Raw genomic sequence first — 24281 nt, 5'->3', positions numbered from 1 at the left:
CGGGGTAGGGCGCGATGTCCTATACACTGGCGTGGTGCCGCTGGGGCGAGATCCCGGTGGCATCACGTAACACCTGAGGGGCTATGGCGCAGCTGGTAGCGCGCCTCCATGGCATGGAGGAGGTCTGGGGTTCGAATCCCCATAGCTCCACCTCTCAGCGAGAAGGGCGACCATCTGGTCGCCCTTTCGCGTTTCCCGGGCACGTGCGGAGGGAGAGGTCCACCCGAGCTCGTAGTCGAGGTGGAAAGCCGGCGTCCACGGAGCGCCACCCGATCACGGCGTTCACCGGACACTGACGCGGGAGACGCCCTAAACACCGCGAGCCGTACGGGGGAGTGCCCCGTACGGCTCGCGGTGTCCGGTCAGCGCGCGGTGACCTCGGCGAAGTGGCAGGCCACGGGGTGGCCGTTGCCGCGGTCGACGAGCGAGGGCTCCTCGGTGGCGCAGATGTCCTGGGCCTTCCAGCAGCGGGTACGGAAGCGGCAGCCGCTCGGCGGGTCCAGGGGACTCGGCACGTCGCCGGTGAGGATGACGCGCTCCCTGATGCGTTCCTCCTTCGGGTTGGCCGTGGGGGCGGCCGACAGCAGCGCCTGAGTGTAGGGGTGGGCGGGGCGGTCGTAGAGATCGTCCCGAGGGCCGGTCTCGATGATCTTGCCCAGATACATCACCGCGACCCGGTCGGAGATGTGGCGGACCACGGACAGGTCGTGTGCGATGAAGACGTAGGCCAGTCCCAGCGAGTCCTGCAGGTCCTCCAGGAGGTTCACCACACCCGCCTGGACCGACACGTCCAGCGCGGACACCGGCTCGTCGAGCACCAGCAGTTTCGGCTCCAGGGCCAGCGCTCTGGCGATGCCGATCCGCTGGCGCTGGCCGCCGGAGAACTCGTGCGGGTAGCGGTTGCCGTGCTCGGGGTTCAGGCCGACCAGCCGCAGCAGCTCGGCCACCCGCTCCGGTCCGCCGTCCTTCCACCGTTCGTGGACCTTCAGCGGCTCGGCGATGATGTCGTTGACGGGCATCTTCGGGTTGAGCGACGCATACGGGTCCTGGAAGACGATCTGCATGTCCCGCCGTACGGGCCGGAGCTGCTTGGTCGACATTGTGGTCAGCTCCCTGCCCTGGAACCGGACCGAGCCCGAGGTGGGCTTGTGCAGCTGTAGGATCGCCCGGCCCGTCGTCGACTTTCCGCAACCGGACTCGCCCACCACGCCGAGGGTCTCGCCCTCGTCCACGTGCATGGACACCCCGCTGACGGCCTGGACGTGGGCCACCACCCGGCGCAGGAAACCGCCACCCCGGACGGGGAACTTCATCACCAGGTCGTTGACTTCGAGCAGGTGGTCGCCGCCGGTCGGCTCCTGCCGCGGAGCAGGTGTCTCCTCGGTCTTCACGCTCATGCCACGGTCTCGCTCTCGGTGCGGAAGAACACGGTCGGGTCCTCGACCGCGGCCAGCCGGTCCCAGTGGTGGCAGGCCGCGAAGTGCCCGCCGCTGTCGGTCTCGGCCAGCTCCGGCTCGGCCGTCCTGCACGTGTCGTCGGCCAGCGGGCAGCGCGGCGAGAAGGGGCAGCCGGTCGGCAGGTTGATCAGCGACGGGGGAGTGCCCTTGATCGGGCGGAGCCGGCTGCCGGAGTTCTCCAGGGACGGGATCGAGCCGAGCAGGCCCGCCGTGTACGGCATACGGGGCTCCTCGAACACCGGGTCGGTGTCACCGATCTCGACCGGACGCCCGGCGTACATCACCAGCACCCGGTGGGCCATGCCGGCGATGACGCCCAGGTCGTGCGTGATGAGCACGATGGCCGCGTTGACCGCGTCCTTGACCTCCAGGAGCTTCTCCAGGATCTGCGCCTGGACGGTCACGTCGAGGGCCGTGGTCGGTTCGTCGGCGATGATGATGTCCGGGTTGTTGATGACCGCCATGGCGATCATCGCGCGCTGGCGCATGCCACCGGAGAACTCGTGCGGGTAGCTGCGCAGCCGGGCTTCGGCCTGGGGGATGCCGACAAGGTCGAGCATCTCCCTGGCCCGGGCCAGCGCGATCTTGCGCGGCATCAGCTCGTGCGCGAGGACCGCCTCGGCGAGCTGGTCGCCGACCGTGTGCACCGGGTTCAACGCGGTCATCGGGTCCTGGAAGACCATCGCGATCTTGCGACCGCGCAGGCTCCGCTGCTTGCGGGCCGACATCTTCAGCATGTCGTCGCCGCGGAAGAGGATCTGCCCCTTGATCCGGGCGTTCTTGGGCAGCAGGCCCATGACCGCCAGGGAGGAGACCGACTTGCCGGAGCCGGACTCGCCGACGATGCCCAGTACCTCGCGCTCGCGCAGGCTGTAGGAGACGCCCCGGACCGCGCGGACGACGCCGTCGTCGGTCGGGAACTCCACCGTCAGGTTGTCGACCTTGAGGATCTCCTCCTCCGACGGAGGCCGTACGGCGTCCAGGGTGAGGCCGACGTGCACCTCCCCGGCGGCGTCGAGCACGTCGGGGGCGATGTCGTAGGTGTGCGCGTCGCCCTTGCGGGGCTCGATCGGCACGTTGGGAGTCGTCATTAGGCACGCACCCGGGTCTGTCGGGGATCGAAGGCGTCACGCAGGCCGTCGCCGATGAAGTTGATCGAGAGCGCGATGGCGATGATGAAGATGCCCGGCCACCAGAACAGCCACGGCCGGGTGGTGAAGGCGGAGCGATACTCGTTGACCAACTGGCCGAGCGAGGTGTCGGGAGCCTGTATACCAAGGCCGAGGAACGACAGCGCCGACTCCAGCAGCACCGCGCCCGCGATGGCCAGCGTAGCGCTGACGATGATCACACCGATGGTGTTCGGCAGGATGTGCCGGAAGATGATCCGGCTCGCGGAGGTGCCGACCGCGCGGGCCGCCTCCACGAACTCCTTCTCCCTCAGGGAGAGGAACTCGCCACGGAGCAGCCGGGCCATGCTCGGCCAGATCACCAGGCCGAGGAAGATGCCGAGGATTACCACGCCGCTGTCACCGAACCGGCGGCCGACGACGGCCGCGATGATGAGGACCGGAATGGTGATCATCACGTCGGTGAGGCGCATCAGGACGGCCTCGGCCCGGCCTCGGTAGTAACCGGCCACCGCGCCGATGACGGAGCCGACCGTGGTCGCCACGAGGCCCACCAGAAACGCGACGATGATCGACTGCTGGGCGCCGCGCATGGTCTTGGCGAAGTAGTCGATGCCGATGTCGTCCTGGCCGAAGGGGTGCTCGCCGAAGTGGAACCCCGACCCGCCGAGGAACTCGGGGATCACGCTGAGCGTCGGCCTGCCCTGGTTCATCAGTGCCCCAGTGTCCAGATAGCTCTTGTCCCACCAGCCGGGAACGCCGGCGAAGCCGATGGAGGTGAAGGACAGCCCGACGACGAAGCCGAAGACGATCATCCCGGTCAGTGCGGCCCGGTGCCGGAAGAACCGGCGGCGGACCATCTGGGCCTGGGTGCGGGCGACGATCGTCATGCCCTGTTCGGTGCCGCTGTCCGGCGTCGGTGCTTGTGCGCTGAGTGTCATGAGTGGGTCTCCGATGCTTTCACGACAGCCGGATGCGCGGGTCGAGGTAGGCGTAGAGAATGTCGGCGATCATGTTGAAGACGACGATCGTGGTCCCGGTGACGAGGAAGAACGCCATGACCGGTCCCGGGTCCACCTCCTGGAGTCCCTTGATGAACATGAAGCCCATGCCCCGCCAGCCGAAGACGTTCTCGGTGACCACCGCGCCGCCGATCACTCCGGCGAGGTCGAAGGCCATCAGGGTGGTGATCGGGATGAGACCGTTGCGGAAGGCGTGCTTGACCACGACCGTGCGCTCGGGCAGCCCCTTGGCCCGCGCGGTCCGCACGTAGTCCTGGTTCATGACCTCCAGCATGCTCGCCCGGCTGTATCTCGTGTAGGTGGCCAGCGAGACCAGGATGAGCGCCAGGGTCGGCAGCAGCAGGTGGCCGGCGCTGTCGATGTTGAGGTGCCAGAAGTCACCGTTGTAGTTGGGGGTGCGGGCACCGATGGTGGAGATGGGGCGGCCGCGCACGGTGACGCTGTAGGTGGCGAAGGCCTGGAGCAGCCGGTCCAGGAAGACCATGCCGCCGGTGAACACGCCGGTCAGGATGGTGGCGGTGATCGCCTGGTTCCGCTGCAGACCGCCGAGGGCGTAACCGAGACCGGCGCAGATCGCGATCGTCAGCAGGAGCAGGCCGCCGATCTCCAGCCAGGTCGGGTCGGCCAGCACCGAGCCGAGCACCGGCGAGCTCAGCGTGCCGATCACCGCCGCGCCAAGAGTCGCGTACAGCGGGCCGCGGTACTGCAGTCCGGCGACCAGGATGGTGGAGCCGACCGCGGCGGCGAGGCCGAAGGCCAGGATGAGCGGGGTGCCCAGGCCGGGGTCGGCGAACCAGCGGGTCATCGACAGGACGGTGAAGAGCACGCCGCTGACCACGGAGCCGACGGCGAAGGCGACGAGCCGCCGCTTCCGCTCGCCCACGGTGAGCGCGCCGAAGGTCAGGCCGCCGATGAGCGTCAGGAGGCCGATCACCACGGGCGGGATGCTCGGATCCGCAAGCCAGTTGTTGAACTCGATCGCGACATACTGCTTGAGCATGACCGCCACCCAGAAGAGCGGCAGAGAAAAGCAGACGAAAGCGGCGAAGGTGACGGTGTAGTCGAAGCCGCTGTACTGGCGGAGTGCGGAGATGATGCCGATCACGATGCCGACCGTGATCGCCAGGACGGTGGCGGCCAGCACGAGCTGCAGCGTCGCGGACAGCGCGTCGCCCAGCTGGATCGCGATGTTCTGGCCGTCGCGGTTCACGCCGAAGTCGCCGCGGGCGATGCTGCCGAGCCAGCCCAGGTAACGCAGCGGGATGGCCACGTTGAGCTGCATCCGCTCGACGCGGTCGGCGATCTTGGTTTCTTTCTGCGGGCTGTTGTCCTGGCGGAGATCCTCAAGGGGGTCGCCCGAGAGCGCCGTGAGGACGTAGATGATGAAGGTCGCCGCCAGGAGGACGAAGAACGAGATGACCAGTCTCCGCGCGATGAAGACGATCACTTCGTCACCTCCCGTTCTTGGAAGAGGGGCTACATGGATCAGGGCCGGGACCGGGAGGGCTTGTGGCCTTCCCGCTCCCGGCCCTGCGGTGGATGATGTGCCGTCAACCGCCGAGGCGATCAGCGGTTTGGGGCGATGAGACTAGCTGATGGTCCACTTGTCCATGTTCCAGCTGATGCCGGCCTGGGTCGGGTTCGGGATGACGTTGCCGACGCCCTCGGACCACGCGGTCAGGTTCGGGTTCTCGTAGAGCGGGATGGTGGCCAGGTCCTCCCACATGATCTTCTCAGCCTCGGCGAGCAGCGGGGTCTGCTCGGCCTTCTCGGTCGTCCCGTTGGCCTTCTTCAGCAGCTCGTCGACCTTCTTGTTCGAGTAGCAGCCGTTGTTGTTGCCCTTGTGCTCGGAGTCGCACTTCTTGACGGAGGTGTAGGTCGAGGTGCTGCCGCTGATCAGGTCGGAGCCGATCCAGCCGAAGAGGGCGACGTCGTAGGTGTTGTTGGCCAGACCGGTGCCGAAGAAGTCCTCGCTACCGTTGTCCTTGATCTTGAAGCCGGCCTTGTTGCAGGAGTCGCCGATCAGCTGCGCGACCGAGGTGCGGCGGGGGTTCGGGGTCTTGTAGCCGATCTTGACCTCGAGGCCGACCTTACCGGCCTTCTCCAGCAGGGCCTTGGCGCCCTCGATGTCGACCGTGTCGTACTTCTTCTCCTCGCCGCCCAGGCCGGCGACGATGTCAGGGTAGGAAGCCTGGACGCTGGCGGTGATGCGAGCCTGCAGGATCTGGGCGTCGGGGTTCAGCGGCTTGATCAGGTTGTCGACGATCAGCTGCCGGGGCACGCACTTGGCGAAGGCCTCACGCAGGGTGCGGTCCTTGAACGGGCTGGAGTCCAGGTTGAAGTCGAGGTGGTCGTAGAAGTACTGCGGACCACTCTTGACCGTGACACCCTGCAGGGCGTTCAGCTGGTTGAGCACGTCGGGGCCGGGCTGCGGGGCGGCGATGTTGATTTCGCCGTTCTCCAGGGCCTGGGCCTGCTGGTCCAGCGCGATGATGCGCTCGACGACCGTCTGGATCGTCGGCTTGGCGCCCCAGTACTTGTCGTTGGCCACGGCGGTGAGCGACTGCCCGGCGTCGAGCTTGGAGAGCTTGTACGGGCCGGAGGACGGGATCAGGTCCTCGCTGAGCAGCGTGCCCTTCATGATCCAGCCGTCGTTGTAGAACTTGATCGCGTCGGCGAGCTTCTTGTCGTCACCGGCCTTGACGGCGGCGAGGAACTCCTCCTCGGAGATGTTGCCCTGCTTCTCCACCACGTGGGCGGGCATGATCGAGCCCTGGGCGTAGAGGGAGCCGTGCCAGTCGGCGAACGGCTCGGAGTAGACGTGCGTGACCTCCTTGCCGCCCTTCTCGCAGTCGGGGGCCGAGGTGAGCTCCCAGCCGGTGGTGCCGGCGGTGGAGAAGCCCTTGACCTTTCCGGAGTTCGCCGCCCAGGCCAGGACCAGGTCGTCACAGTCGATCGGCGTGCCGTCCGACCAGACGGCCGCGGGGTTGATCGTGTACTTGACGGTCAGCGGGTCGTCGGAGGTCTTCTCGTAGGTGCCGAAGTCCGTGTCCGGGGTCACCGCGCCGTCGCCGCCGTAATACCAGAAACCGGTCAGCACTCGCTGCAGCGGCATGTTGTTGCGGGACGCGTTCTCCGCGCCGGTGTTGCCGTTGTAGGAGCTGAACTCCTGGTCGAAGGCATACGTGATGGTCTGAGCCGCCGGAGCCGCCGGAGCCGAGGCTGACGCCGAGTCCGACGCGGTCGGCTTGCTCGCCTCGGTGTCGTTACCCGCACAGGCGGTCAGCAGGAGCGCACCTCCCGCCACAGCAGCTAGAAACTTGCCAGATGTCCGCGATTGGAACACGCCAGCACTCCTTTAATTGTCGGGTCTGAGGTCAGCCGCCAGCATTGGTCGAACAAAGCTGAGCACCGCAACTCTCTCCTGGACAAGTAGGACGACTGGGGTGTTGCAGACCTGAGACCGGCGCCGCCCCAAGCTGTAACAAAGTCGGGCGCAAAGCGCGAAACTCCTCAATTAGTAAAGATCAGGAAAAACGTAACGTTTGACCGAATAGTCCCAATACGTGAGATGACGGAGGGTAACTGAAGCGTGATCAAGAAGATCCTTGATGGGCGAACATGCGATACCATCGTGCGAAAACTCGCCAGAGATCGCGCATGTAGTCACTTAAAGTGATCAAGCTGCGAGGCTGTTCGGCTCGCGAACCCTCCGCGTCGGCCCGCCCCAGTGGACAGTGCCGATCACTCCGCAGAACCTGGCGCGGGTGGTCCGGACGGGAATTCCTTTTCCGCGAAAGGCTTCCTGTCCCATATCGGACTGTTGGGCCGTTTCGCGCGCGGAGTCGGCCCCATGATTGGTGCCATGACAACGACTCTTCAGACGCGTAAGCGTGGGCTGCACCGCGCCTGGATCGTGGCGGGAGTCGCGTTCGTGGCGATCCTGGGCGCGGCAGGGTTCCGGGCCACGCCCGGCGTGCTGATCACCCCGCTCCAGGAGGAGTTCGGCTGGTCCCGCGGCACGATCTCACTGGCCGTCTCGGTCAACCTCATGCTCTACGGCCTGACCGCTCCGTTCGCCGCCGCTCTCATGAACCGCTTCGGCATGCGCCGGGTGGTGTCCTGCGCACTCCTGCTCGTCGCGGCGGGCAGCGGGCTCACCATCCTGATGAACGCCCCCTGGCAGCTCGTCCTGTGCTGGGGCGTCCTGGTCGGGCTCGGCACCGGGTCGATGGCCCTGGTCTTCGCCGCCACGCTCACCGACCGCTGGTTCGTCCGCCACCGCGGCCTCGTCACCGGAATCCTCACCGCGGGCGGCGCCACCGGGCAGCTCATCTTCCTGCCCGTCCTCGCCCACCTGGCCGCCGCGCAGGGGTGGCGTTCGGCGGCCGTCACGGTCACCGTCGCCGCCCTCGCCGTGGTCCCCCTCGTCTGGTTCCTGCTGCGCGACCGCCCGGAGGAGGTGGGCACCACCGCCCTGGGGGCCGACCCTGGCGCGGTCACCGCTCTCCCGCCCGTCAGGGCCGGCGGGGCCGCCGCACAAGCGCTCACCGTGCTGGGAAGCGCCGCGCGGACCCGCCCCTTCTGGCTGCTCGCGGGCGGGTTCGCGATCTGCGGGATGAGCACCAACGGCCTGGTCGGCACCCACTTCATCCCCGCGGCCCACGACCACGGGATGGCCGAGCCGACCGCCGCCGGCCTGCTCGCGCTGGTCGGGATCTTCGACGTCGCCGGGACCATCGCGTCCGGCTGGCTGAGCGACAAGGTCGACTCCCGGATCCTGCTCGGCGCCTACTACGGGCTGCGCGGGCTGTCGCTGATGATCCTGCCCAGCCTGTTCGGGGCGACCGCCGAGCCCAGCATGCTCGTCTTCATCATCTTCTACGGCCTCGACTGGGTGGCCACCGTCCCGCCCACCGTGGCCCTGTGCCGGCAGATCTACGGCGCCGAGGGTGCCGTGGTGTTCGGCTGGGTCTTCGCCTCACACCAGGTCGGCGCCGCCGTCGCCGCGGTGGGCGCGGGACTCACCCGCGACCACTTCGGCGCCTACGACCTCGCCTGGTACGTCGCCGGATTCCTCTGCCTGATCGCCGCCCTGATGTCGCTCGCCATCGCCAGGAAGGCGTCTTCGAAACCGTGAGAGACGAGCCGGTCGGCGGCCACCGGATCATCGCAGGCAGGCGTTCCGCCCCATATGGGAAGGCACTCGTTCCCGAAGTGTGATGGGGATCGCGCACGGGAAAACCGGATTTGTCGTACGCTCCCGATCGTGCTCGATGGGTTGGATGGGACTCCGGGGACCCGGGGGACGGGTTCTGTGCCGGCGTATGTGACTGCCGAGGCGGACACGTCCGAGTTGCCGAAGGTGGAGGTTGACAGCCCACCGAGATCATCGGTCAACCTGCCGGGGTCACCGGTCAGGAGGTCCCGCATCGGCGACCTGCCGATGCGCGTGATCTACCGGATCCTGGCCGTGGTCACCGCGGTGGCCGTGGCAGCCGTCGCGGCCGTGGTCGGGCTGGTGTACTCCGGCTCCTCAGGTCAGCCGGGCGAGGAGGCGTCGGGGCCGATCGCCGCGCCATCTGCCGCGACACCCTCGCCCGGTTTCAGCTCGCCGACGCCCTCTCTCCCGGCGTCAGATCTTCCGGCGTCAGAGTCCCCGGTGTCCCCGTCGCCCTCGCCGGCCGTGAGCGCGGCCGGCGCGCAGGGGCGGAGCGCGGCCGTGGTCGTGGCTCTGTCCGACCCGCGCATTCCCGGGATGCCGGACGACAAGCGGTTCGCCCGGCTGCCCGGTAAGGAGCACTCGGCCAAACTCCGCCTGCGGGACGACAGGTCGGGAGTGTCGCTGGCCCGGCTCGCCAAGCCGTGGAAGACGTACGGCGCCGCGCCGTTCTCCACCAAGCAGGTGCTGCCGGAGGTGAAGGGCGAGGTCACCCGGGCGATGCTGGTGAGCTGTCCCGTGCCCATCAAGGTGCAGGCGACCCCGAGGGAGACCGCCCTGCTGGCCGCCCGCTGGACGCTCAACCACCACCCCAGGGGCGGCGAGATCGCGTGGACCGCGTCCCAGCCGATCAAGGACGGCTGGCTGCTCGCCTACCGGGTGAAGTACAAGGTCAAGACCAAGACCCGTTTCTCCATGGCCGCCGTCGCCGTGATGGAGGTCCCCGGCGAGAAGCCCGCCATGGTCTTCGTGACGATCCCCGATGCCCAGCGCGCATACTGGCGTGACATCAACACCGCGATCTCCTCGATCCGGGTGGAGTAAGTCCTCCTCGGGTGGGGATCGCTCCGTGCATCCCTCTCCGTCGCCCGTCGACGAGGAGGGATGAACCCGCGCTAGGCTCGATTGACGTGACTCAGATCGTTCTCGCCTCCGCCTCGCCCGCCCGCCTCGCCCTGCTCCGCAGTGCCGGGCTCGATCCCAAGGTGATCGTCAGCGGAGTGGACGAGGAGGCTGTCATCGCCGACACTCCGAGCGAGCTCTGCCTCGCGCTGGCCCGCGCCAAGGCGGCGGTCGTGGCGCGGGACCTGACCGATGGCCTGGTCATCGGCTGCGACTCGGTGCTGGAGCTCGACGGTCAGGCCTATGGCAAGCCGCTCACGGCCGAGGAGGCCGTCTCCCGCTGGCAGGGCATGCGCGGCCGTGAGGGCCGCCTGCTCACCGGCCACTGTGTGATCGACGCCGCCGGTGGACGGGAAGTGGCGGAAGTAGGCGCCACGGTCGTACGTTTCGGCACCCCCACAGACGTCGAGATCGCCGCCTACGTCGCCACCGGCGAGCCCCTCCGCGTCGCGGGAGCCTTCACCCTGGACGGTCCGGGAGGCTGGTTCGTCGACGGCATCGAGGGCGACCACGGCAACGTCCTGGGCATCTCCCTTCCCCTCCTCCGCCGCCTCTTCACCGCTCTCGGCGTCTCCTTGCCCACCCTCTGGCAGAGCGGCTGACCTCCCTCGCCCACCAGGCCGGGTACGGCGGAGCGCCGAGCGGTGGTCCCGGCGTCGACGTGTGATGATCCATTGAACCCGCTAACCTTCCGGGCATGGGTCATTTCCGTTCTTTTGTGGACGGCATAAAGTTCTTTCTTCATGGACTGCACTGGGTCGTGCGTAACCCCCGATGGTGGCTGTTCGGGCTGATCCCGGCCCTGATCGTGTTCGTGATCTACGTGATCGGCCTGTACCTCCTCGGCACCAACGCGGGAGGCCTCGCCGGGTGGGCGACACCGTTCGCGGACGGGTGGGGCCACGCGGCGCGGACCACCTTCCGGGCACTGGTCGGACTGCTGATCGTCGGCGCCGGGCTGGTGCTGTCCGTGGTGACCTTCACCGCGGTGACCCTGATCGTCGGTGATCCCTTCTACGAGAAGCTCTCGGAAAAGGTCGAGGAGACCTACGGCGAAGTGCCGAGTGGACACGAGATCCCGCTCTGGAGGTCGATCCCCAGATCCATCAGGGACAGTCTGATCACCCTTGGATACGTGCTGCTGTTCACCGTCCCGCTGTTCTTTCTCGGCTTCGTGCCGGTGATCGGGCAGACGGCGGTTCCGGTGCTGGGCGCCCTGGTCTCGGGCTTCTTCCTCACGGTCGAGCTCACCGCGCTGGCCATGGAGCGCCGGGGCATGGCGCGCAAGAACCGTTTCGCCGTCCTCCGGGGGAACAAGGCCGTGGCACTCGGCTTCGGAGTGCTCCTCTTCCTGGTCTTCCTCATCCCCTTGGGGGCGGTGGTCGCGATGCCCGCCGCCGTCGCGGGTGGGGCGATCATGGTCAGAACGCACCTCGCGCCTGTCTGAGTTTTCCACAGGGCTCTGGGCGGTGGCCCGGGCGTCCACAGATCGAGGTTCGGCGCGATGGCGTAGCCGGAATCCGGCGAAACTCTCGGCCATGACAACCGACATCCCCGCCCTGCCTGTCCCACCCGACTCTCAGCCGCACCTTCTTCTCGGCTCCACCGAGGACGTCCTCGGTGCCGTGCCGTACCTCGCGGGATTCCACCCCGCCGAGAGTCTGGTACTGATCGGACTGAAGGGGAGGCCGCCCCGGGGACGGCTCCACCTGACCGTCCGATGGGACCTTCCGCTGACCGCCTCCGGGCTCGGTCAGATCATCACGTTGCTCCGCAAGGAGCGGGTCGGCCAGGTCATCGTCATCGGCTACGGTCCGGGTCCGCTGGTGACCCCTGCTGTGGACGTGGCCGTCGTGCTTCTGCGCCAGGGCGGCGTCACGCTCGTCGACGTGCTCCGGGTGGAGAACGGCCGCTACTGGTCCTACATCTGTTCCCGGCCGGACTGCTGCCCGGCCGACGGCACGCCGTACGAGCAGGGGGCCAGCGCGATCGCCGCCGAGGCCACCGTGCACGGGCTGGTCGCCCTGCCCGACCGCGAGACCCTGGAGCGCTCCCTCGACCCCTTCGACGGGGCCGCCCGGCTGGCCATGCGCCAGGCCACCGCCCGCGTCACCGAGGAGCTGAGAGGCAGGCTCGCCGGATGCGAAGACCTCGGAGGGTTCGCCACGGAGTTCGTCGCCGACGGGGTGGCCCGTGTCCGCGCGGCGATCGCCACGTACGCTGCCGGCGAGCGGCTCGATGATGATCAGGCGGTCAGGCTGGGACTGGACCTGGCGGTGATCCGGATCCGGGACGAGGCGTGGGCGCTCGCCGCCAACGCCGCCAACGACGTCCATCGCAGGCTCTGGCAGGACCTCACCCGGCGGCTGGAGCCGAGATTCGTGCCGCCTGCCGCGTCGCTGCTCGGTGTGGTCGCCTGGTGTGCCGGTGACTCCGCGCTGGCCGGCATCGCCCTCATCCGCGCATGCGAGATCGATCCGGGATACTCGATGGCGAAGCTGCTCATGCACGCACTCCACCATCTGCTCCCACCGCAGGTGCTGAGAGAGAGGATGCCCAGCCCTGAGGAGCTGGACCAGGAGATGGGCAGCCCCCGAAAGGCCTGGCTGCTCCCCGTGATCTCCCTGTTGGAGGAGCCGGAGACCGCGGAGAAACCGGAGGCCCCGGCCGGGTAGCCGGTCAGCTCTCGGCGCGTTTACGGCGCTCGTTGTAGGCCCGCATCCGGGGCGGGTAGCCGGTCAGCTGCACGTCATAGACGGGAAGGGACAGGCCATGAGCCACCTTGCGGATCACCGCGGGTGAGCCGACCCTGCGCCGGGTCCACTCGCCGTCGTCCGCGACCGCCATCGCCGTGGTGTCCGTCGCGAAGGTCTCCGGTTCGACGTAGAACTCCACGCCACGACGCGACTTCGCGAAGGCGATGAGCGCCTCGACGTCCGCGTCGGTTGCCTCACGGTCGAACTTGGCGATCTTCGGTCCACGAAGACGCCTCAACCCATAGCGATCCCGCCATCTCATGACTACTTATATACATCTCCAGGGCATTTCATGGTGGAGAGCCAGGGTGGACTCTAAGGGACATCCAAGGGTTCATCCGGATAGACCGGACGAAAATCATCGACAAACATGGGAGGCAAAGCGACGACGAAAGGTATGTCGGTCCCATGGCAGGCACAGCAGCATCATCGGCGAGCCCGTGGCACGAGGGCATGCCGGCCCCTGGCCCGCAGCCGGATCACGTCAACCTCAGGGTGACCAACCAGGATCGTGATCAGGTGGTCGAGCATGTCAAGGCCGCCTACGCAGAGGGACGCTACGACAAGTTCGAGTTCGACGACCGGCTGGAACGGGCGATGACGGCGCGCGTCCACGGCGACCTTATGCCGATCATGCACGAGCTGTACGGCTCGCGCCCGGCGGCCTCCGCACTTCATCCGCCCATGAGGGGCCAGGTGGCGCCAGGCCACCACCACCCCGTGCGGGCGGAATCGGGAGGGGAACGCCTGGGGGCGGCTGCGGCGCACCTGCTGCCGCTGACCGGCCTGCTGCTGATCGGCCCTCTGATCATGATGCTCACCGGGGGCAAGACCTCGCCCTACATCCGCAGGCACGCGGTGGAGGCGCTCAACTTTCAGCTGACCCTGCTCGGGGCCACCGTCCTGCTGGCGATCACCGTGGTGGGCGTCGTGCTGACCCCCGTGCTCTGGATCGGAGGCATGGTCCTGTCCGTGGTCGGCGGCCTGGCGGCACTGGGCGAAGGCGACTTCCGCTACCCGTTCACGCTACGCCCCGTGAAGTAGCGTCACTCGGGCAGTTTGGTGCCGCGTCACGCCGAGCACGGGTGGGAGGGACGGAATCAGGTGCCCAGGACCTCGTATTTCACCTGCATGACACCGGCGCCGGTGCTGCCGATGGCGGAGAAGGCGGCCTTGGACAGGTCGAGGCAGCGTCCGCCCACGTAGGGACCGCGGTCGTTGATCCGGACCGTCACCGACTCGCCGGTGGCGGGGTTGGTCACCCGGACCTTGCTCCCCAGGGGGAGGGTCTTGTGCGCGGCGGTCATCGCCTGCGGGTTGAAGCGCTCGCCGCTGGCCGTCATCTGCGGCTCATCGTAGAACGAGGCACCGCAGTTCCCCGCGGAGATCACGTGCACCTTCGGCTTGGCGGCGACATCGGGAGTGCGGGACTTCCCGGTCTTCGGCGTGCCGGCCGGCATGGTGGCCCCGGCGTCGCCCGATGCGCTCTTCGCCGGGGAGGGACGGTTCTCGCCCGGTGTCGCCGTGGGTGTGGCGGCCGGACCGGCCGACGGGGTGGCAGATGGGGCGGTGATCTCGTCAGCGGTGGCCGTCGCGTTCCCGGCTGTCGCCTGCTGGGGGGAGGCGGAGTCGGCAGGGACGATTGCGGGGGAGCGGGCCCCGGCCAGACCGGCGGAGACGGTCGTCTGTGAGGCGTTGCCGTCGGTGGAGATCGCCCAGACGGTGGCCGAGGCCACGGCCACCACTATGGCACCGGCGGCCAGCGTGGCCAGGCGCTGCCTGCTCGCCGGTGATTTTTTCGAGGGTGAGGTGCGGGGGGACGGAGGGGAGGAGTGCAGGCCCAAGGAGATCACGGTCCAAAGTCGGGGACAGGACACGGGAGGGCCGTACGGGCAAGGGGGAGGGGGACGCGCCGGCCGACCACAGCGGCGGGGTTCAGGGGTGTTTCCCGCCGTAATGCGGTTGACAATATGCGACAAACCATCAGTAAAGGCAAGTTAATGGGAGAATCGTGATTTATGACACTTTGGTCAAGAAAGTGGATCTATTCAGTAGAAGATCCGCCTAATCCAGGTCATGGATCGACAACTTTGGGGAGGTGATGATCTCCCGGACCGCCCGGCGTCGCAGGCGCGCGTGATGAATCATGAGCAGGCCGGCGGAACGTCGACGTGCCATCCTGCGTGACGTGCGGCCGTAAAGGACCCGTCATCCTGCGTGGCGCGTGGCCGTAAAGGGCCCGCCATCCTGTGCGGCGTGCGGACGGCGGACCCGGTCAGAGCATGAGGGAGCGCACCATCTCCACGGTGTCGGCCTCGTCGGCGCTCTTGTCGGGCCGGTAGCGGATCACCCGGGCGAAGCGGAGTGCCATGCCACCGGGATAGCGGCTGGACTGCTGGACTCCGTCGAACGCGATCTCGACGACGAGCTCGGGGCGGACGGCGACCGTCCAGCCGTCGGTGGGACCGTCGGCGAGTGCCAGGAAACGCTCCGTCTGCCAGGCGAGCAGTTCGTCGGTCAGCCCCTTGAAGGTCTTGCCGAGCATGACGAATCCACCGGTCCGCGGATCGCGGGCGCCCAGGTGCAGGTTGGAGAGTCTGCCCTCGCGGCGGCCGCTGCCCCACTCGACGGCGAGGACGACCAGGTCGAGAGTGTGCCGGGGCTTCACCTTGATCCAGCCGGCTCCACGCCGCCCCGCGGCGTAGGGCGTCCGCAGCGACTTGACCACCACACCCTCGTGGCCGCCTCTGAGGGCGTCCTTGAAGAACGTCTCGCCACGCGCCACGTCGTCGGTGACCAGACGGGGGGTCACCAGCTCCGGGGGCACGGCCGAGGCCAGTGCCGCATGGCGTGTCTCGCCCGGCAGTTCGAGCAGGTCGGCGCCGTCCACCCGCAGGGCGTCGAAGAAGAACACACGCAGCGGGGTCCTCTCGCGGGCCCGGGCCACGTCGAGGCGGCTGGACACGCGGCCGGAGGTGACCTGGAAGGGCTCGGGGCGACCGTCGGGGCGTAGCGCGAGGACCTCGCCGTCCAGGACGAGGTCCTCGGAGGGCAGGGTGCGGACCGCCTCGACCAGCTCGGGCACCTGGGCGGTGATGTCGTCGAGGGTCCGGGTGAAAACGCTCACCGCGTCACCGGAGCGGTGTGCCTGAACCCGTACACCGTCGAGCTTCCACTCGATCGCCGCCGGACCTCCGAGCTTGCCCAGGGCGGCGGCGACGGAGGTGGCGCTCTGCGCGAGCATCGGTGACACCGGGCGGCCGACCTCCAGGTGGAAGGCGCGCAACGCCTCGACCCCGCCGCTCAACGCGGCGGCGCCGACGGCCGGCAGCCAGCCACGGAGGGTCAGTGCCCGCCGGACCTCGGCCACCGGCACCGCGGACGCCTCTGCGATGGCCTCGACCATCACCCCGTCCAGCGCGCCCTGCCGCAGCTCGCTGCGGAGCAGCCGGAACAGGAAGGTCTGCTCCTGACGGGTGAGCGCGCCGAACAGCTCGGTGATCAGGGCTCTGCGCGCAGCCTGGGAGCCTGGACCGGCCTGGGCTTTGATGCGGTCGAGGAGGTCGTTGACCTGGCGCAGGGTGGCGGTCGCGGCCAGGCGCGGGTCCGGCGGATCCTGCAGGCCGGCCCAGCCCACGCCGATGTGGCGTTGTGGCAGCTCGCCGGAGAGGTAGGCGATGGCGATCTCCGCCTCGGCCGGCTCGACCCGGCCGAGCAGTTCCGCGAGATGGCCGATCTTGGACAGCCTGGCGGAGCCGGCGGCCACGGCTGCGGAGGTGCGCGCAAGATCGATCAACAGCACAAGGCCCAGCCTAAGAGCCGGGGGTGCCGTTCAGACAGAGCGGACCCGCGCTTTTCGGAGTGATCCGACCCGGGGGAGGGGCCGCTCCGCGTGGAGGAGCGGCCCACCGGTGGAACGTCAGCTGACGCCGAGCAGGTCCACGACGAAGATGAGCGTCTCACCCGGCTTGATACGGGCACCCGCGCCGCGGTTGCCGTAGCCGAGGTGGGGCGGGATGGTGAGACGGCGACGGCCGCCGACCTTCATGCCCGCGACACCCTGGTCCCAGCCCGCGATGACCTGGCCGCCCCCCAGCTGGAAGTCGAAGGCGTCACCGCGGTTCCACGAAGCGTCGAACTCCTCGCCGGTGGAGAAGGCGACGCCGACGTAGTGCACGCTGACCCGGTGTCCCGGCTTGGCCTCCGGGCCGTCTCCCTCGACGATATCGACGATCTGCAGCTCCGTGGGCGCGTTGCCCTCCGGGAAGTCGATCTCCGGCTTCTCCAGTGCCACGTGGTTCTCCTTGATTGGATACGCGCCGGTTGATTTCCGACCGGCCGGACGACTCTACGGGGTCCGGCGGCCGGATGAGAGACAGAGGGACACGACAGCCCCGGCGCCGTCTTCACCGGAGCGAGCGGCATCCACGCCGCGGGTGGCCGACGGGGCGCGGGCCCCTGCCGGAGAACATTAGGGAGCGCTCTCTATAACAGAGATTGGCCGGGTCCGCCGGGGCTGTCAAGGCTTCAGAGCGGTGCCAGGAAGGCCGGCCGCCCCGAGACGTTAACGTGACATCTCCCTCTGGGGGCGCTCCATTGATCTTGTAAAGGGAGCTCGACACCTATTTTGACCTGCGAAAATGCGAGAAAATTTGGGAGAGCGCTCTCCAAATTGGGTCGGACGGATAACGGCGATTGTTATCCGGAGAGTCGTTGACACGTAATCCCGCTGGCCTCAATCTGCTCAGGGAGCGCTCTCTCCATGATCACTCATGAGGACTCTAGGAGGGTTCCATGCGTAAGTTGCGCCACCGGTTCCTCGCCCCAATGGTCGCCGTTTCCGCCCTGGCCCTGGGCCTCACCGCCTGCGGCGGTGACAGCGGTGGCGCCACCGGAAGTACCGGGAACACCGCGAACACCGGGAACACGGGGAATGTCTCCCAGCCGGCAGAGAAGATCAAGCTGACCGTCGGGCTGTTCAGCGACTTCCACTTCGCGCCGCTGTACGAGGAGTTCAAGAAGACCCACCCCAACGTGGAGATCGTGGAGCGCCGCGCGCAGTTCAACGACCACCACACCAACCTCATCACGCAGCTCACCACCGGAGCGGGCGCCGCGGACGTCGTGGCCGTCGAGGGCGGCTACATCGCCTCCTTCACCCCCGTGCCCGACAAGTTCTACAACCTCAAGGACTACGGCCTGGACAAGCGCCAGAGCGAGTACCTCGACTGGAAGTGGAAGCTGGGCGTCTCCAACGACGGCTCCTCGCTCCTGGGACTGGGCACCGACATCGGCGGTCTGGCCATGTGCTACCGCCCCGACCTGTTCAAGAAGGCCGGCCTGCCCACCGACCGTGACGAGGTGTCGGCGCTCTGGCCGACCTGGGACGCCTACGTCGAGACCGGCAAGAAGTTCGTCGCGGCCAAGGTGGCGGGCGCCAAGTTCACCGACGGTCCCGGTGAGCACTTCCGCGCCATGGTCGAGCAGGCCCCCGTCGGTTTCTACGACGACCAGTACAACATCGTCGCCGCCACCAACCCCGAGGTGCGCAAGGCCTACGACATGGGCGTGAAGATGATCGACAACGGTCTCTCCGCCAACCTCGCCGCCTTCTCGCCGCCGTGGAACACCGGAATCGCCAAGGGCACCTTCGCCACCATGGTCTGCCCGGCCTGGAAGACCGGCACGATCAAGGACCAGAAGCCCGGTGAGGGCACCTGGGACATCGCCGCGGTGCCCGGTGGCGGCGGCAACCAGGGCGGTACCCACCTGATGCTGCCCAAGCAGGGCAAGCACCCCAAGGAGGCCGCGGAGCTGATCGACCTGCTGACCAGCAAGGAGAGCCAGATCCAGCTCTTCAAGGAGGCCAGCGCGCTGCCCTCGCTGCCCTCGCTGTACGACGACCCCGCGGTGGCGGAGTACGTCAACCCGTACTTCGGCAACGCGCCGATCGGCAAGATCTTCACCGACGCCGCCAAGGCGCTCAAGCCGCAGCCCGTGGGCCCCAAGGGCGGTGACATCCTGCAGGCGATCGGCAACGGCCTCCAGCGGGTCGACCAGGGCAAGCAGAACGCGGAGGAAGCCTGGACGCAGGCGCTCAAGGACGTCAGCAGGATCAAGTAGTCGCCCTTCGGCCGACTGGTCTCGCACCGGTCGGCCACCCGCGTCCCGTCGCCCAACGAATCGCCGAAAGGAGCTGCCATGGCCACCCGCGCACCGGATCGCCTGGCGGCGGTCCCACCGAACAGGCCGGTGCGACCTCGCCGCTTCCGCCGCCACCTGGTCCACCAGCTCGATGTCAAGGCCTCGCCGTACGCCTACGTGGCCCCGTTCTTCCTGCTGTTCTCCGCGTTCGGGCTGTTCCCCCTGGCCTACACCGCCTGGGTGAGCCTGCACGAGTGGACGCTGCTCCGGGACGAACAGCCCTTCGTCGGCCTGGAGAACTTCAGGACGCTGCTCGCCGACGACTACTTCTGGAACGCCACCTTCAACACCCTGTCCATCGGGGTGCTGTCCACGCTTCCGCAGCTCCTGCTGTCCATCTGGTTGGCCCACCTGCTCAACCGGCCGCTGCGGGCGCAGACCTTCTTCCGCGTCACGCTGCTGCTGCCCAACGTGACCAGCGTGGTCGCGGTGGTGGTCATCTTCAGCCAGCTCTTCGGCCGTGACTTCGGCATGATCAACTGGATGCTGTCGCTGTTCGGCGTCGGGGGCGTCGCCTGGACCGAGGGGGTGCTGAGCTCCCACGTCGCCATCTCCATCATGATCATGTGGCGGTGGACGGGCTACAACGCGCTGATCTTCCTGGCGGCCATGCAGGCCGTGCCGCGTGAGCTGTACGAGGCGGCCACCATCGACGGCGCGAGCGGGCTGACCCAGCTCCGCAGGATCACCATCCCGATGATCAGGCCCACGATCGTCTTCGTCGTGATCACCTCGACGATCGGTGCCATGCAGATTCTCGCCGAGCCGCTGCTGTTCGGCTCCTACCTCATCACCGGAGGGGTGGACCGGCAGTACCAGACGCTCTCGCTGTTCATCTACGAGAACTTCACCAAGCTCGACTTCGGCTACGCCTCGGCCATCTCCTGGATGATGTTCGTCTTCATCGTCCTGGTCGCAGGTGTCAACTACCTGCTCACCCGCCGCTCGAAGGGAGGGCTGACGTGAGCACCCGCACCGCCGTCTCCGGGGCCCGGCGCTCCGAGGCCGCCCGCAGGCTCACCTATCTCACGCTGGCCGCGGTGGCGTTCTTCTCGATGCTGCCGCTCTACTACAGCGTCGTGGTGGCCTCCCGTGACAACGCGGCCCTGGCGGACGTCCCGCCGCCGCTGATTCCGGGCGGGAACTTCTTCGCCAACGTCGCCCGCGTCTTCGACACCGTTCCCTTCGCCCTGGCGATGGTCAACTCCGTCCTGGTCTCCGGCTCCGTCGCGATCGCGGTGATGTTCTTCTCCACGCTGGCCGGGTTCGCCTTCGCCAAGCTGCGCTTCCGCGGCCGCAACGCCCTGCTCCTGCTCACCGTGGCGACCATGATGGTGCCGACCCAGCTCGGCATCATCCCGCTGTACATGCTGATGGTGAAGCTGGAGTGGACCGGCACCATGTACGCGCTGATCGTGCCCGCGCTCGTCAACGCGTTCGGCGTGTTCTTCATGACCCAGTACCTCTCCCGGGCGCTGCCGACCGAGCTGCTGGAGGCCGGCAGGGTCGACGGCTGCACCACCTGGGGTCTGTTCTGGCACATCGTGCTTCCGGCCGCCCGTCCGGCGGCGGCCGTGCTCGGCATGCTCACCTTCATGTCGGTCTGGAACGACTACTTCTGGCCACTGGTCGTCCTGACCCCGGAGGATCCGACGGTGCAGGTCGCCCTGTCCACGCTGGCCAGCGGATATGTCAACGACTACGTGCTCGGCCTGGCGGGTACCACGCTCGGCACCCTGCCTCTGGTCGTGGTGTTCGCGCTGCTCGGTAAGCAGATCATCGGAGGAATCATGCAGGGAGCGGTGAAGGGATGACAGCCGCGAGGGCGGACGCGCGGGGCCATCCAGTCGGGTCGCTGCTGGATAATTCGGAGTGGGCCGAGGGGGACCGGCGTAGGCCCGGCATCGCGCATGCCGACTCCGCCGTCCAGCGGCGCCTGCTCGAAGACAGCGCGCTGTGATGTCACGAGGTCATCAAGCGGAACGGACTGCGGGGGAACCAGAGATGAGACGACCCACCTTGGAGGCGGTCGCCGCCCGGGCCGGGGTCTCCCGGTCGACCGTCTCCCGGGTGGTGAACGGCCAGACCACGGTGACCCCGGACATCCGCGACACGGTGATGCGGGCGGTGAACGAACTCGGCTACGTCCCCAACGGGGCGGCGAGGAACCTGGTCACCCAGCGGACCAACTCGGTCGCGCTGGTCGTCTCGGAGTCCCCGAACCGGGTGTTCTCCGACGATCCGATGTTCTCCACGGTGATCCGCTCGGCCAGCATCGAGCTGGAGGCCGTGAACATGCAGGTCGTGCTCCTGCTGGCCGGATCGCCGCAGAGCCACGCCCGGGTGGAGAAATACATTGCCGGCGGTCATGTGGACGGTGTCATGCTCGTGTCGAGTCATGGCGCCGACCCGCTGCCCGTCGCGCTCACCCGGCTGCGCGTCCCGGTCGTCTCGTACGGCAGGCCGGCGGTGCCGGTCGCCATCCCGTATGTGGACAACGACAACGTGGACGGCGCGGTCACCGCCGTACGCCATCTGCTGGAGCGGGGCAGACGGCGGATCGCGACCATCGCCGGGCCGCTGGACATGATCGGCGGGCAGGACAGGCTGACCGGGTACCGGCAGGTGCTCCGTGACTCCGACCGCCGTTCCATCATCGCGGTCGGCGACTTCACCCGCGAGTCCGGCGCCGTCGCCATGCGCCAGCTCCTGGCAGACGATCCGGATCTCGACGCGGTGTTCGCCGCCAACGACCTGATGGCGATCGGCGCCATGCACGCGCTGCGCCAGGCGGGGCGCCGCATTCCCGACGACGTCGCCGTCGTCGGCTATGACGACATCGAGGCCGCCCGCTACACCGAACCGCCGCTCACGACCATCCACAACCCGCACGCGGAGCAGGCCGCGGCCATGGTCCGCCTGCTGCTCGGCCTCCTGTCGGACGGCCCTGCCGACCCGTTGATCATGCCCACGGAGCTCGTCGTCAGGTTGTCCTCGTAGACTCCCGTACCACCAGCTCGGTGGGGAGCACCAGCGGCGCCCTCTCCTCCGGGTTCAGCGCCATGCGCGCCAGCCGTCGCCCCATCTCCACGGTCGGCTGGCGGACGGTGGTCAGCGGAGGCTCGGCGTAGGCCGCGGCGGGGATGTCGTCGAAGCCGACGACGGCGACGTCGCCGGGGACTCGGCGGTCCGCCTGGCGCAGCGCCCGCAGCGCACCCAGCGCCATCAGGTCGTTGGCGGCGAACACCGCGTCGAGATCCGGATCGTCTGCCAGGAGCTGGCGCATGGCGACGGCGCCGGACTCGCGGGTGAAGTCGCCGACCGCGACGATGGAACGGCGGTCGGAGTCACGCAGGACGTTGCGGTAGCCGGTGAGCCGGTCCATCCCCGCGATCATGTCCTGGGGGCCGGCGATGGTCGCGATCCGGCAGCGCCCCTGTTCCACCAGGTGCCGGACCGCGCGCTCGGCACCGCCGGCGTTGTCCATGTCCACGTACGGTAGGTCGCTGGGCACGCGGGGCCGACCGCTGCAGACCACCGGCACCCCTCGCCGGGTCAGGATTCCCGGCAGGGGGTCGGCCCCGTGCATCGACGCGATGATCACGCCGTCCACATGGCCGTTGCCGGCGTAGCGCTCGACCCGGTGGTAGCTCCCGTCCGGGCTGGTGAGCATCAGCACGAGCTGCTTGTCGGCTTTCTCGATCTCCATACTGACCCCCCGGATGATCCCGGCGAAGGTCGGGTCGTCAGAGAAGATACGGGCCGCGGGCTCGGAAAAGACCAGCGCGATCGAGTCGGCCCGCTGGGTGACCAGGCTCCGCGCCGCCTGGTTGGGGACGTAGCCCAGCTCCTCCACGGCGCGGTTCACCGCCTCACGGATCTGCGGAGCCACCCGGGAGGAGCCGTTGATCACCCGTGAGGCGGTCGCCCGAGACACTCCCGCCCGGGCGGCGACCTTCTCCAGAGTCGGCCGGTCCCTCACAGCCCGTTCCGGCGGACGACCCCGCTGTACCAGAGCGCGCTGTCCTTGGGGGTGCGGTTCTGCGTGGTGTAGTCGACGTGCACGATGCCGAACCGCTTGTTGTAGCCCTCGGCCCACTCGAAGTTGTCCAGCAGCGACCAGACCAGATAGCCGCGCAGGTCGGCGCCGGCCTCGATGGCGGCGTGGGCGGCGCGCAGGTGCCCGTCGAGGTAGGACACGCGGTCCGCGTCGTGGACCTGGCCGTCCTCCATGACGTCGTCGAAGGCCGCGCCGTTCTCGGTGATGATCAGCGGGGTGCCGGGGTAGTCCCGCGACAGCCGCACCAGAAGGTCGGTCAGCCCGAACGGCTGGACCGGCCAGCCCATCGCGGTCTTGGGCACGTCGGGGCTGGGGAAGGCGATCCCCTCACTGCCGGGGTAGACGGAGTTGGCGGGTTCGCCGGTGCGGGCGATCACGGTCTGCGGACTGTAGTAGTTCACGCCCAGCAGGTCGATCGGCCGGCTGATGATCTCCAGGTCGCCGTCCTTGACGAAGGACCAGTCGGTGAAGTGACCGGCCCGTTCGAGCACGTCGGCGGGGTACTCCCCGCGCAGAACCGGATCCAGGAAAATCCGGTTCTGCAGGCCGTCCACGATGGACGCCGCCTCGGCGTCGTCACCGAGCACTGGTGCGAGGTTGAGCGTGATGCCGATCTGAGCCGCCCCCGCCGCGCGTAGCGCCCCGACCGCCAGCCCGTGGCCGAGCAGCAGGTGGTGGGTGGCGGCGAAGCCCAGCCCCGGCTCGGTACGGCCCGGCGCGTGGATGCCTGACGCGTAGCCCAGGAAGGCCGAGCACCATGGCTCGTTCAGCGTGGTCCACGTCTCGACCCGGTCACCCAGCCGCGCGTGGACGATCCCGGCGTACTCGGCGAACCGTTCGGCGGTCTCCCGGCTGGTCCAGCCGCCCCGATCCTCCAGGGTCTGCGGCAGGTCCCAGTGGTAGAGCGTCACGATCGGGGTGATGCCCGTCCCGTGCAGCTCGTCCACCAGGCGGTCGTAGAAGTCCAGGCCGCGCGGGTTGGCCGGACCGGATCCGTCGGGCTGGATGCGAGGCCAGGAGATGGAGAAGCGGTAGGCGGAAAGGCCCAGGTCGCCCATGAGGCGGACGTCTTCGGGATAGCGGTGGTAGTGGTCGCAGGCCACGTCACCGGTGTGCCCGGCGTGCACCTTGCCCGGGGTCCGGGAGAAGGTGTCCCAGATGGAAGGACCCCGGCCGTCATCCCGAGCCGCGCCCTCGATCTGGTAGGCCGCGGTGGCGGCGCCCCAGACGAAGCCCTCGGGAAACCTCAGCACGTTGGAGTCCATGAGGACGGAGGACTTTTCGGTGGAAATGGTCATATTCTCACCAC

22 protein-coding genes and 1 tRNA gene are annotated in these 24281 nt (G+C 68.3%); 12 read left to right on the top strand and 11 right to left on the bottom strand.

The annotated features are described in order from the left end of the window. The first annotated feature begins 77 nt into the window (after window positions 1-77). Window positions 78-150 (top strand) — tRNA-Ala (locus ACIN94_RS24280). A 212-nt stretch (window positions 151-362) separates the two neighbouring features. On the opposite strand, the gene ACIN94_RS24275 is transcribed toward ACIN94_RS24280, so the two are convergent. From ACIN94_RS24275 to ACIN94_RS24255, 5 genes are all read right to left on the bottom strand, one after another. Then, a complete protein-coding gene (locus ACIN94_RS24275; protein WP_400710026.1) occupies window positions 363-1397 on the bottom strand; it encodes an ABC transporter ATP-binding protein in 1035 nt (344 codons plus the stop codon). Beyond that, window positions 1394-2548 (bottom strand): ABC transporter ATP-binding protein, encoded by a 1155-nt coding sequence (locus tag ACIN94_RS24270; protein ID WP_400710023.1) that lies wholly within the window; start codon window positions 2546-2548, stop codon window positions 1394-1396. The genes ACIN94_RS24275 and ACIN94_RS24270 overlap by 4 nt, the downstream gene beginning before the upstream one ends. Then, on the bottom strand, window positions 2548-3528 hold the full coding sequence (locus ACIN94_RS24265; RefSeq protein WP_400710020.1) for an ABC transporter permease: 981 nt from the start codon (window positions 3526-3528) through the stop codon (window positions 2548-2550). Before ACIN94_RS24265 ends, ACIN94_RS24270 begins: the two co-directional genes overlap by 1 nt. 19 nt (window positions 3529-3547) lie before the next feature. Next, window positions 3548-5056 carry an ABC transporter permease gene (locus tag ACIN94_RS24260; protein ID WP_400710017.1) on the bottom strand — a complete coding sequence of 503 codons (1509 nt, stop codon included), beginning with the start codon at window positions 5054-5056 and terminating at the stop codon, window positions 3548-3550. A gap of 141 nt (window positions 5057-5197) precedes the next feature. Then, window positions 5198-6955 carry an ABC transporter family substrate-binding protein gene (locus ACIN94_RS24255; RefSeq protein ID WP_400710014.1) on the bottom strand — a complete coding sequence of 586 codons (1758 nt, stop codon included), beginning with the start codon at window positions 6953-6955 and terminating at the stop codon, window positions 5198-5200. A 519-nt stretch (window positions 6956-7474) separates the two neighbouring features. Here ACIN94_RS24255 and ACIN94_RS24250 point away from each other — a divergent pair. From ACIN94_RS24250 to ACIN94_RS24230, 5 genes are all read left to right on the top strand, one after another. After that, window positions 7475-8749 carry an MFS transporter gene (locus ACIN94_RS24250; RefSeq protein WP_400710011.1) on the top strand — a complete coding sequence of 425 codons (1275 nt, stop codon included), beginning with the start codon at window positions 7475-7477 and terminating at the stop codon, window positions 8747-8749. A 177-nt stretch (window positions 8750-8926) separates the two neighbouring features. Next, window positions 8927-9874 carry a hypothetical protein gene (locus ACIN94_RS24245; protein WP_400710008.1) on the top strand — a complete coding sequence of 316 codons (948 nt, stop codon included), beginning with the start codon at window positions 8927-8929 and terminating at the stop codon, window positions 9872-9874. Window positions 9875-9960: 86 nt separating this feature from the next. Beyond that, entirely contained in the window at window positions 9961-10554 is a 594-nt protein-coding gene (locus tag ACIN94_RS24240; protein ID WP_400710005.1) for a Maf family protein, read from the top strand. Window positions 10555-10649: 95 nt separating this feature from the next. Further along, complete coding sequence (locus ACIN94_RS24235) at window positions 10650-11399, top strand: EI24 domain-containing protein (RefSeq protein WP_400710002.1); 750 nt, start codon at window positions 10650-10652, stop codon at window positions 11397-11399. Window positions 11400-11490: 91 nt separating this feature from the next. Beyond that, complete coding sequence (locus ACIN94_RS24230; protein ID WP_400709999.1) at window positions 11491-12627, top strand: DUF4192 domain-containing protein; 1137 nt, start codon at window positions 11491-11493, stop codon at window positions 12625-12627. Window positions 12628-12631: 4 nt separating this feature from the next. Here ACIN94_RS24230 and ACIN94_RS24225 read toward each other — a convergent pair whose 3' ends face one another. Continuing rightward, window positions 12632-12970 carry a hypothetical protein gene (locus ACIN94_RS24225; protein WP_400709996.1) on the bottom strand — a complete coding sequence of 113 codons (339 nt, stop codon included), beginning with the start codon at window positions 12968-12970 and terminating at the stop codon, window positions 12632-12634. Window positions 12971-13227: 257 nt separating this feature from the next. Between ACIN94_RS24225 and ACIN94_RS24220 the strand changes: the two genes are divergently transcribed. After that, on the top strand, window positions 13228-13752 hold the full coding sequence (locus tag ACIN94_RS24220; RefSeq protein WP_400709993.1) for a DUF1707 and DUF4870 domain-containing protein: 525 nt from the start codon (window positions 13228-13230) through the stop codon (window positions 13750-13752). 56 nt (window positions 13753-13808) lie between these two features. Here the strand turns inward: ACIN94_RS24220 and ACIN94_RS24215 are convergent, their stop codons facing one another. From ACIN94_RS24215 to ACIN94_RS24205, 3 genes are all read right to left on the bottom strand, one after another. Continuing rightward, window positions 13809-14561: a septal ring lytic transglycosylase RlpA family protein gene (locus tag ACIN94_RS24215; protein WP_400709990.1), complete on the bottom strand. Its 753-nt coding sequence runs from the start codon at window positions 14559-14561 to the stop codon at window positions 13809-13811. A 422-nt stretch (window positions 14562-14983) separates the two neighbouring features. Further along, window positions 14984-16510, bottom strand: coding sequence for an ATP-dependent DNA ligase (locus ACIN94_RS24210; protein WP_400709986.1), 1527 nt, complete (start codon window positions 16508-16510; stop codon window positions 14984-14986). A gap of 117 nt (window positions 16511-16627) precedes the next feature. Next, the gene (locus ACIN94_RS24205) at window positions 16628-17002 is read right to left on the bottom strand and encodes an FKBP-type peptidyl-prolyl cis-trans isomerase (RefSeq protein ID WP_400709983.1); all 375 of its coding nucleotides are present in this window, start codon (window positions 17000-17002) and stop codon (window positions 16628-16630) included. A 500-nt stretch (window positions 17003-17502) separates the two neighbouring features. Here ACIN94_RS24205 and ACIN94_RS24200 point away from each other — a divergent pair, with 500 nt between their 5' ends. The 5 genes from ACIN94_RS24200 to ACIN94_RS24180 all read left to right on the top strand — a co-directional run bounded on the left by ACIN94_RS24200 (window position 17503) and on the right by ACIN94_RS24180 (window position 21912). Continuing rightward, window positions 17503-18831, top strand: coding sequence for an extracellular solute-binding protein (locus ACIN94_RS24200; protein WP_400709980.1), 1329 nt, complete (start codon window positions 17503-17505; stop codon window positions 18829-18831). A gap of 78 nt (window positions 18832-18909) precedes the next feature. Then, window positions 18910-19878: a carbohydrate ABC transporter permease gene (locus ACIN94_RS24195; RefSeq protein WP_400709977.1), complete on the top strand. Its 969-nt coding sequence runs from the start codon at window positions 18910-18912 to the stop codon at window positions 19876-19878. Next, a complete protein-coding gene (locus ACIN94_RS24190; RefSeq protein ID WP_400709974.1) occupies window positions 19875-20726 on the top strand; it encodes a carbohydrate ABC transporter permease in 852 nt (283 codons plus the stop codon). The genes ACIN94_RS24195 and ACIN94_RS24190 overlap by 4 nt, the downstream gene beginning before the upstream one ends. Then, a complete protein-coding gene (locus tag ACIN94_RS24185; protein WP_400709971.1) occupies window positions 20723-20872 on the top strand; it encodes a hypothetical protein in 150 nt (49 codons plus the stop codon). The genes ACIN94_RS24190 and ACIN94_RS24185 overlap by 4 nt, the downstream gene beginning before the upstream one ends. Before the next feature lie 44 nt (window positions 20873-20916). Continuing rightward, window positions 20917-21912, top strand: a complete 996-nt coding sequence (locus tag ACIN94_RS24180; RefSeq protein WP_400709968.1) for a LacI family DNA-binding transcriptional regulator — start codon at window positions 20917-20919, stop codon at window positions 21910-21912. On the opposite strand, the gene ACIN94_RS24175 is transcribed toward ACIN94_RS24180, so the two are convergent. Together ACIN94_RS24175 and ACIN94_RS24170 are read right to left on the bottom strand one after the other, a co-directional pair. Continuing rightward, on the bottom strand, window positions 21896-22894 hold the full coding sequence (locus ACIN94_RS24175; RefSeq protein WP_400709965.1) for a LacI family DNA-binding transcriptional regulator: 999 nt from the start codon (window positions 22892-22894) through the stop codon (window positions 21896-21898). The genes ACIN94_RS24180 and ACIN94_RS24175 overlap by 17 nt on opposite strands. After that, window positions 22891-24270 carry a GH1 family beta-glucosidase gene (locus ACIN94_RS24170; RefSeq protein ID WP_400709962.1) on the bottom strand — a complete coding sequence of 460 codons (1380 nt, stop codon included), beginning with the start codon at window positions 24268-24270 and terminating at the stop codon, window positions 22891-22893. Before ACIN94_RS24170 ends, ACIN94_RS24175 begins: the two co-directional genes overlap by 4 nt. Between the last annotated feature and the right edge of the window lie 11 nt (window positions 24271-24281).

The organism is Streptosporangium sp. NPDC087985 (assembly GCF_044741965.1).
Taxonomy (GTDB): domain Bacteria; phylum Actinomycetota; class Actinomycetes; order Streptosporangiales; family Streptosporangiaceae; genus Streptosporangium.
This window is presented reverse-complemented; position numbering and strand designations above follow the sequence as displayed.

Excerpts from the sequence above, each read along its gene's own strand:
- ACIN94_RS24265 (WP_400710020.1), bottom strand. The coding sequence starts at position 3,528 with ATGACACTCAGCGCACAAGCACCGACGCCGGACAGCGGCACCGAACAG.
- ACIN94_RS24250 (WP_400710011.1), top strand. The coding sequence starts at position 7,475 with ATGACAACGACTCTTCAGACGCGTAAGCGTGGGCTGCACCGCGCCTGG.
- ACIN94_RS24170 (WP_400709962.1), bottom strand. The coding sequence starts at position 24,270 with ATGACCATTTCCACCGAAAAGTCCTCCGTCCTCATGGACTCCAACGTG.
- ACIN94_RS24200 (WP_400709980.1), top strand. The coding sequence starts at position 17,503 with ATGCGTAAGTTGCGCCACCGGTTCCTCGCCCCAATGGTCGCCGTTTCC.
- ACIN94_RS24230 (WP_400709999.1), top strand. The coding sequence starts at position 11,491 with ATGACAACCGACATCCCCGCCCTGCCTGTCCCACCCGACTCTCAGCCG.
- ACIN94_RS24185 (WP_400709971.1), top strand. The coding sequence starts at position 20,723 with ATGACAGCCGCGAGGGCGGACGCGCGGGGCCATCCAGTCGGGTCGCTG.
- ACIN94_RS24225 (WP_400709996.1), bottom strand. The coding sequence starts at position 12,970 with ATGAGATGGCGGGATCGCTATGGGTTGAGGCGTCTTCGTGGACCGAAG.
- ACIN94_RS24235 (WP_400710002.1), top strand. The coding sequence starts at position 10,650 with ATGGGTCATTTCCGTTCTTTTGTGGACGGCATAAAGTTCTTTCTTCAT.
- ACIN94_RS24195 (WP_400709977.1), top strand. The coding sequence starts at position 18,910 with ATGGCCACCCGCGCACCGGATCGCCTGGCGGCGGTCCCACCGAACAGG.
- ACIN94_RS24180 (WP_400709968.1), top strand. The coding sequence starts at position 20,917 with ATGAGACGACCCACCTTGGAGGCGGTCGCCGCCCGGGCCGGGGTCTCC.
- ACIN94_RS24275 (WP_400710026.1), bottom strand. The coding sequence starts at position 1,397 with ATGAGCGTGAAGACCGAGGAGACACCTGCTCCGCGGCAGGAGCCGACC.
- ACIN94_RS24270 (WP_400710023.1), bottom strand. The coding sequence starts at position 2,548 with ATGACGACTCCCAACGTGCCGATCGAGCCCCGCAAGGGCGACGCGCAC.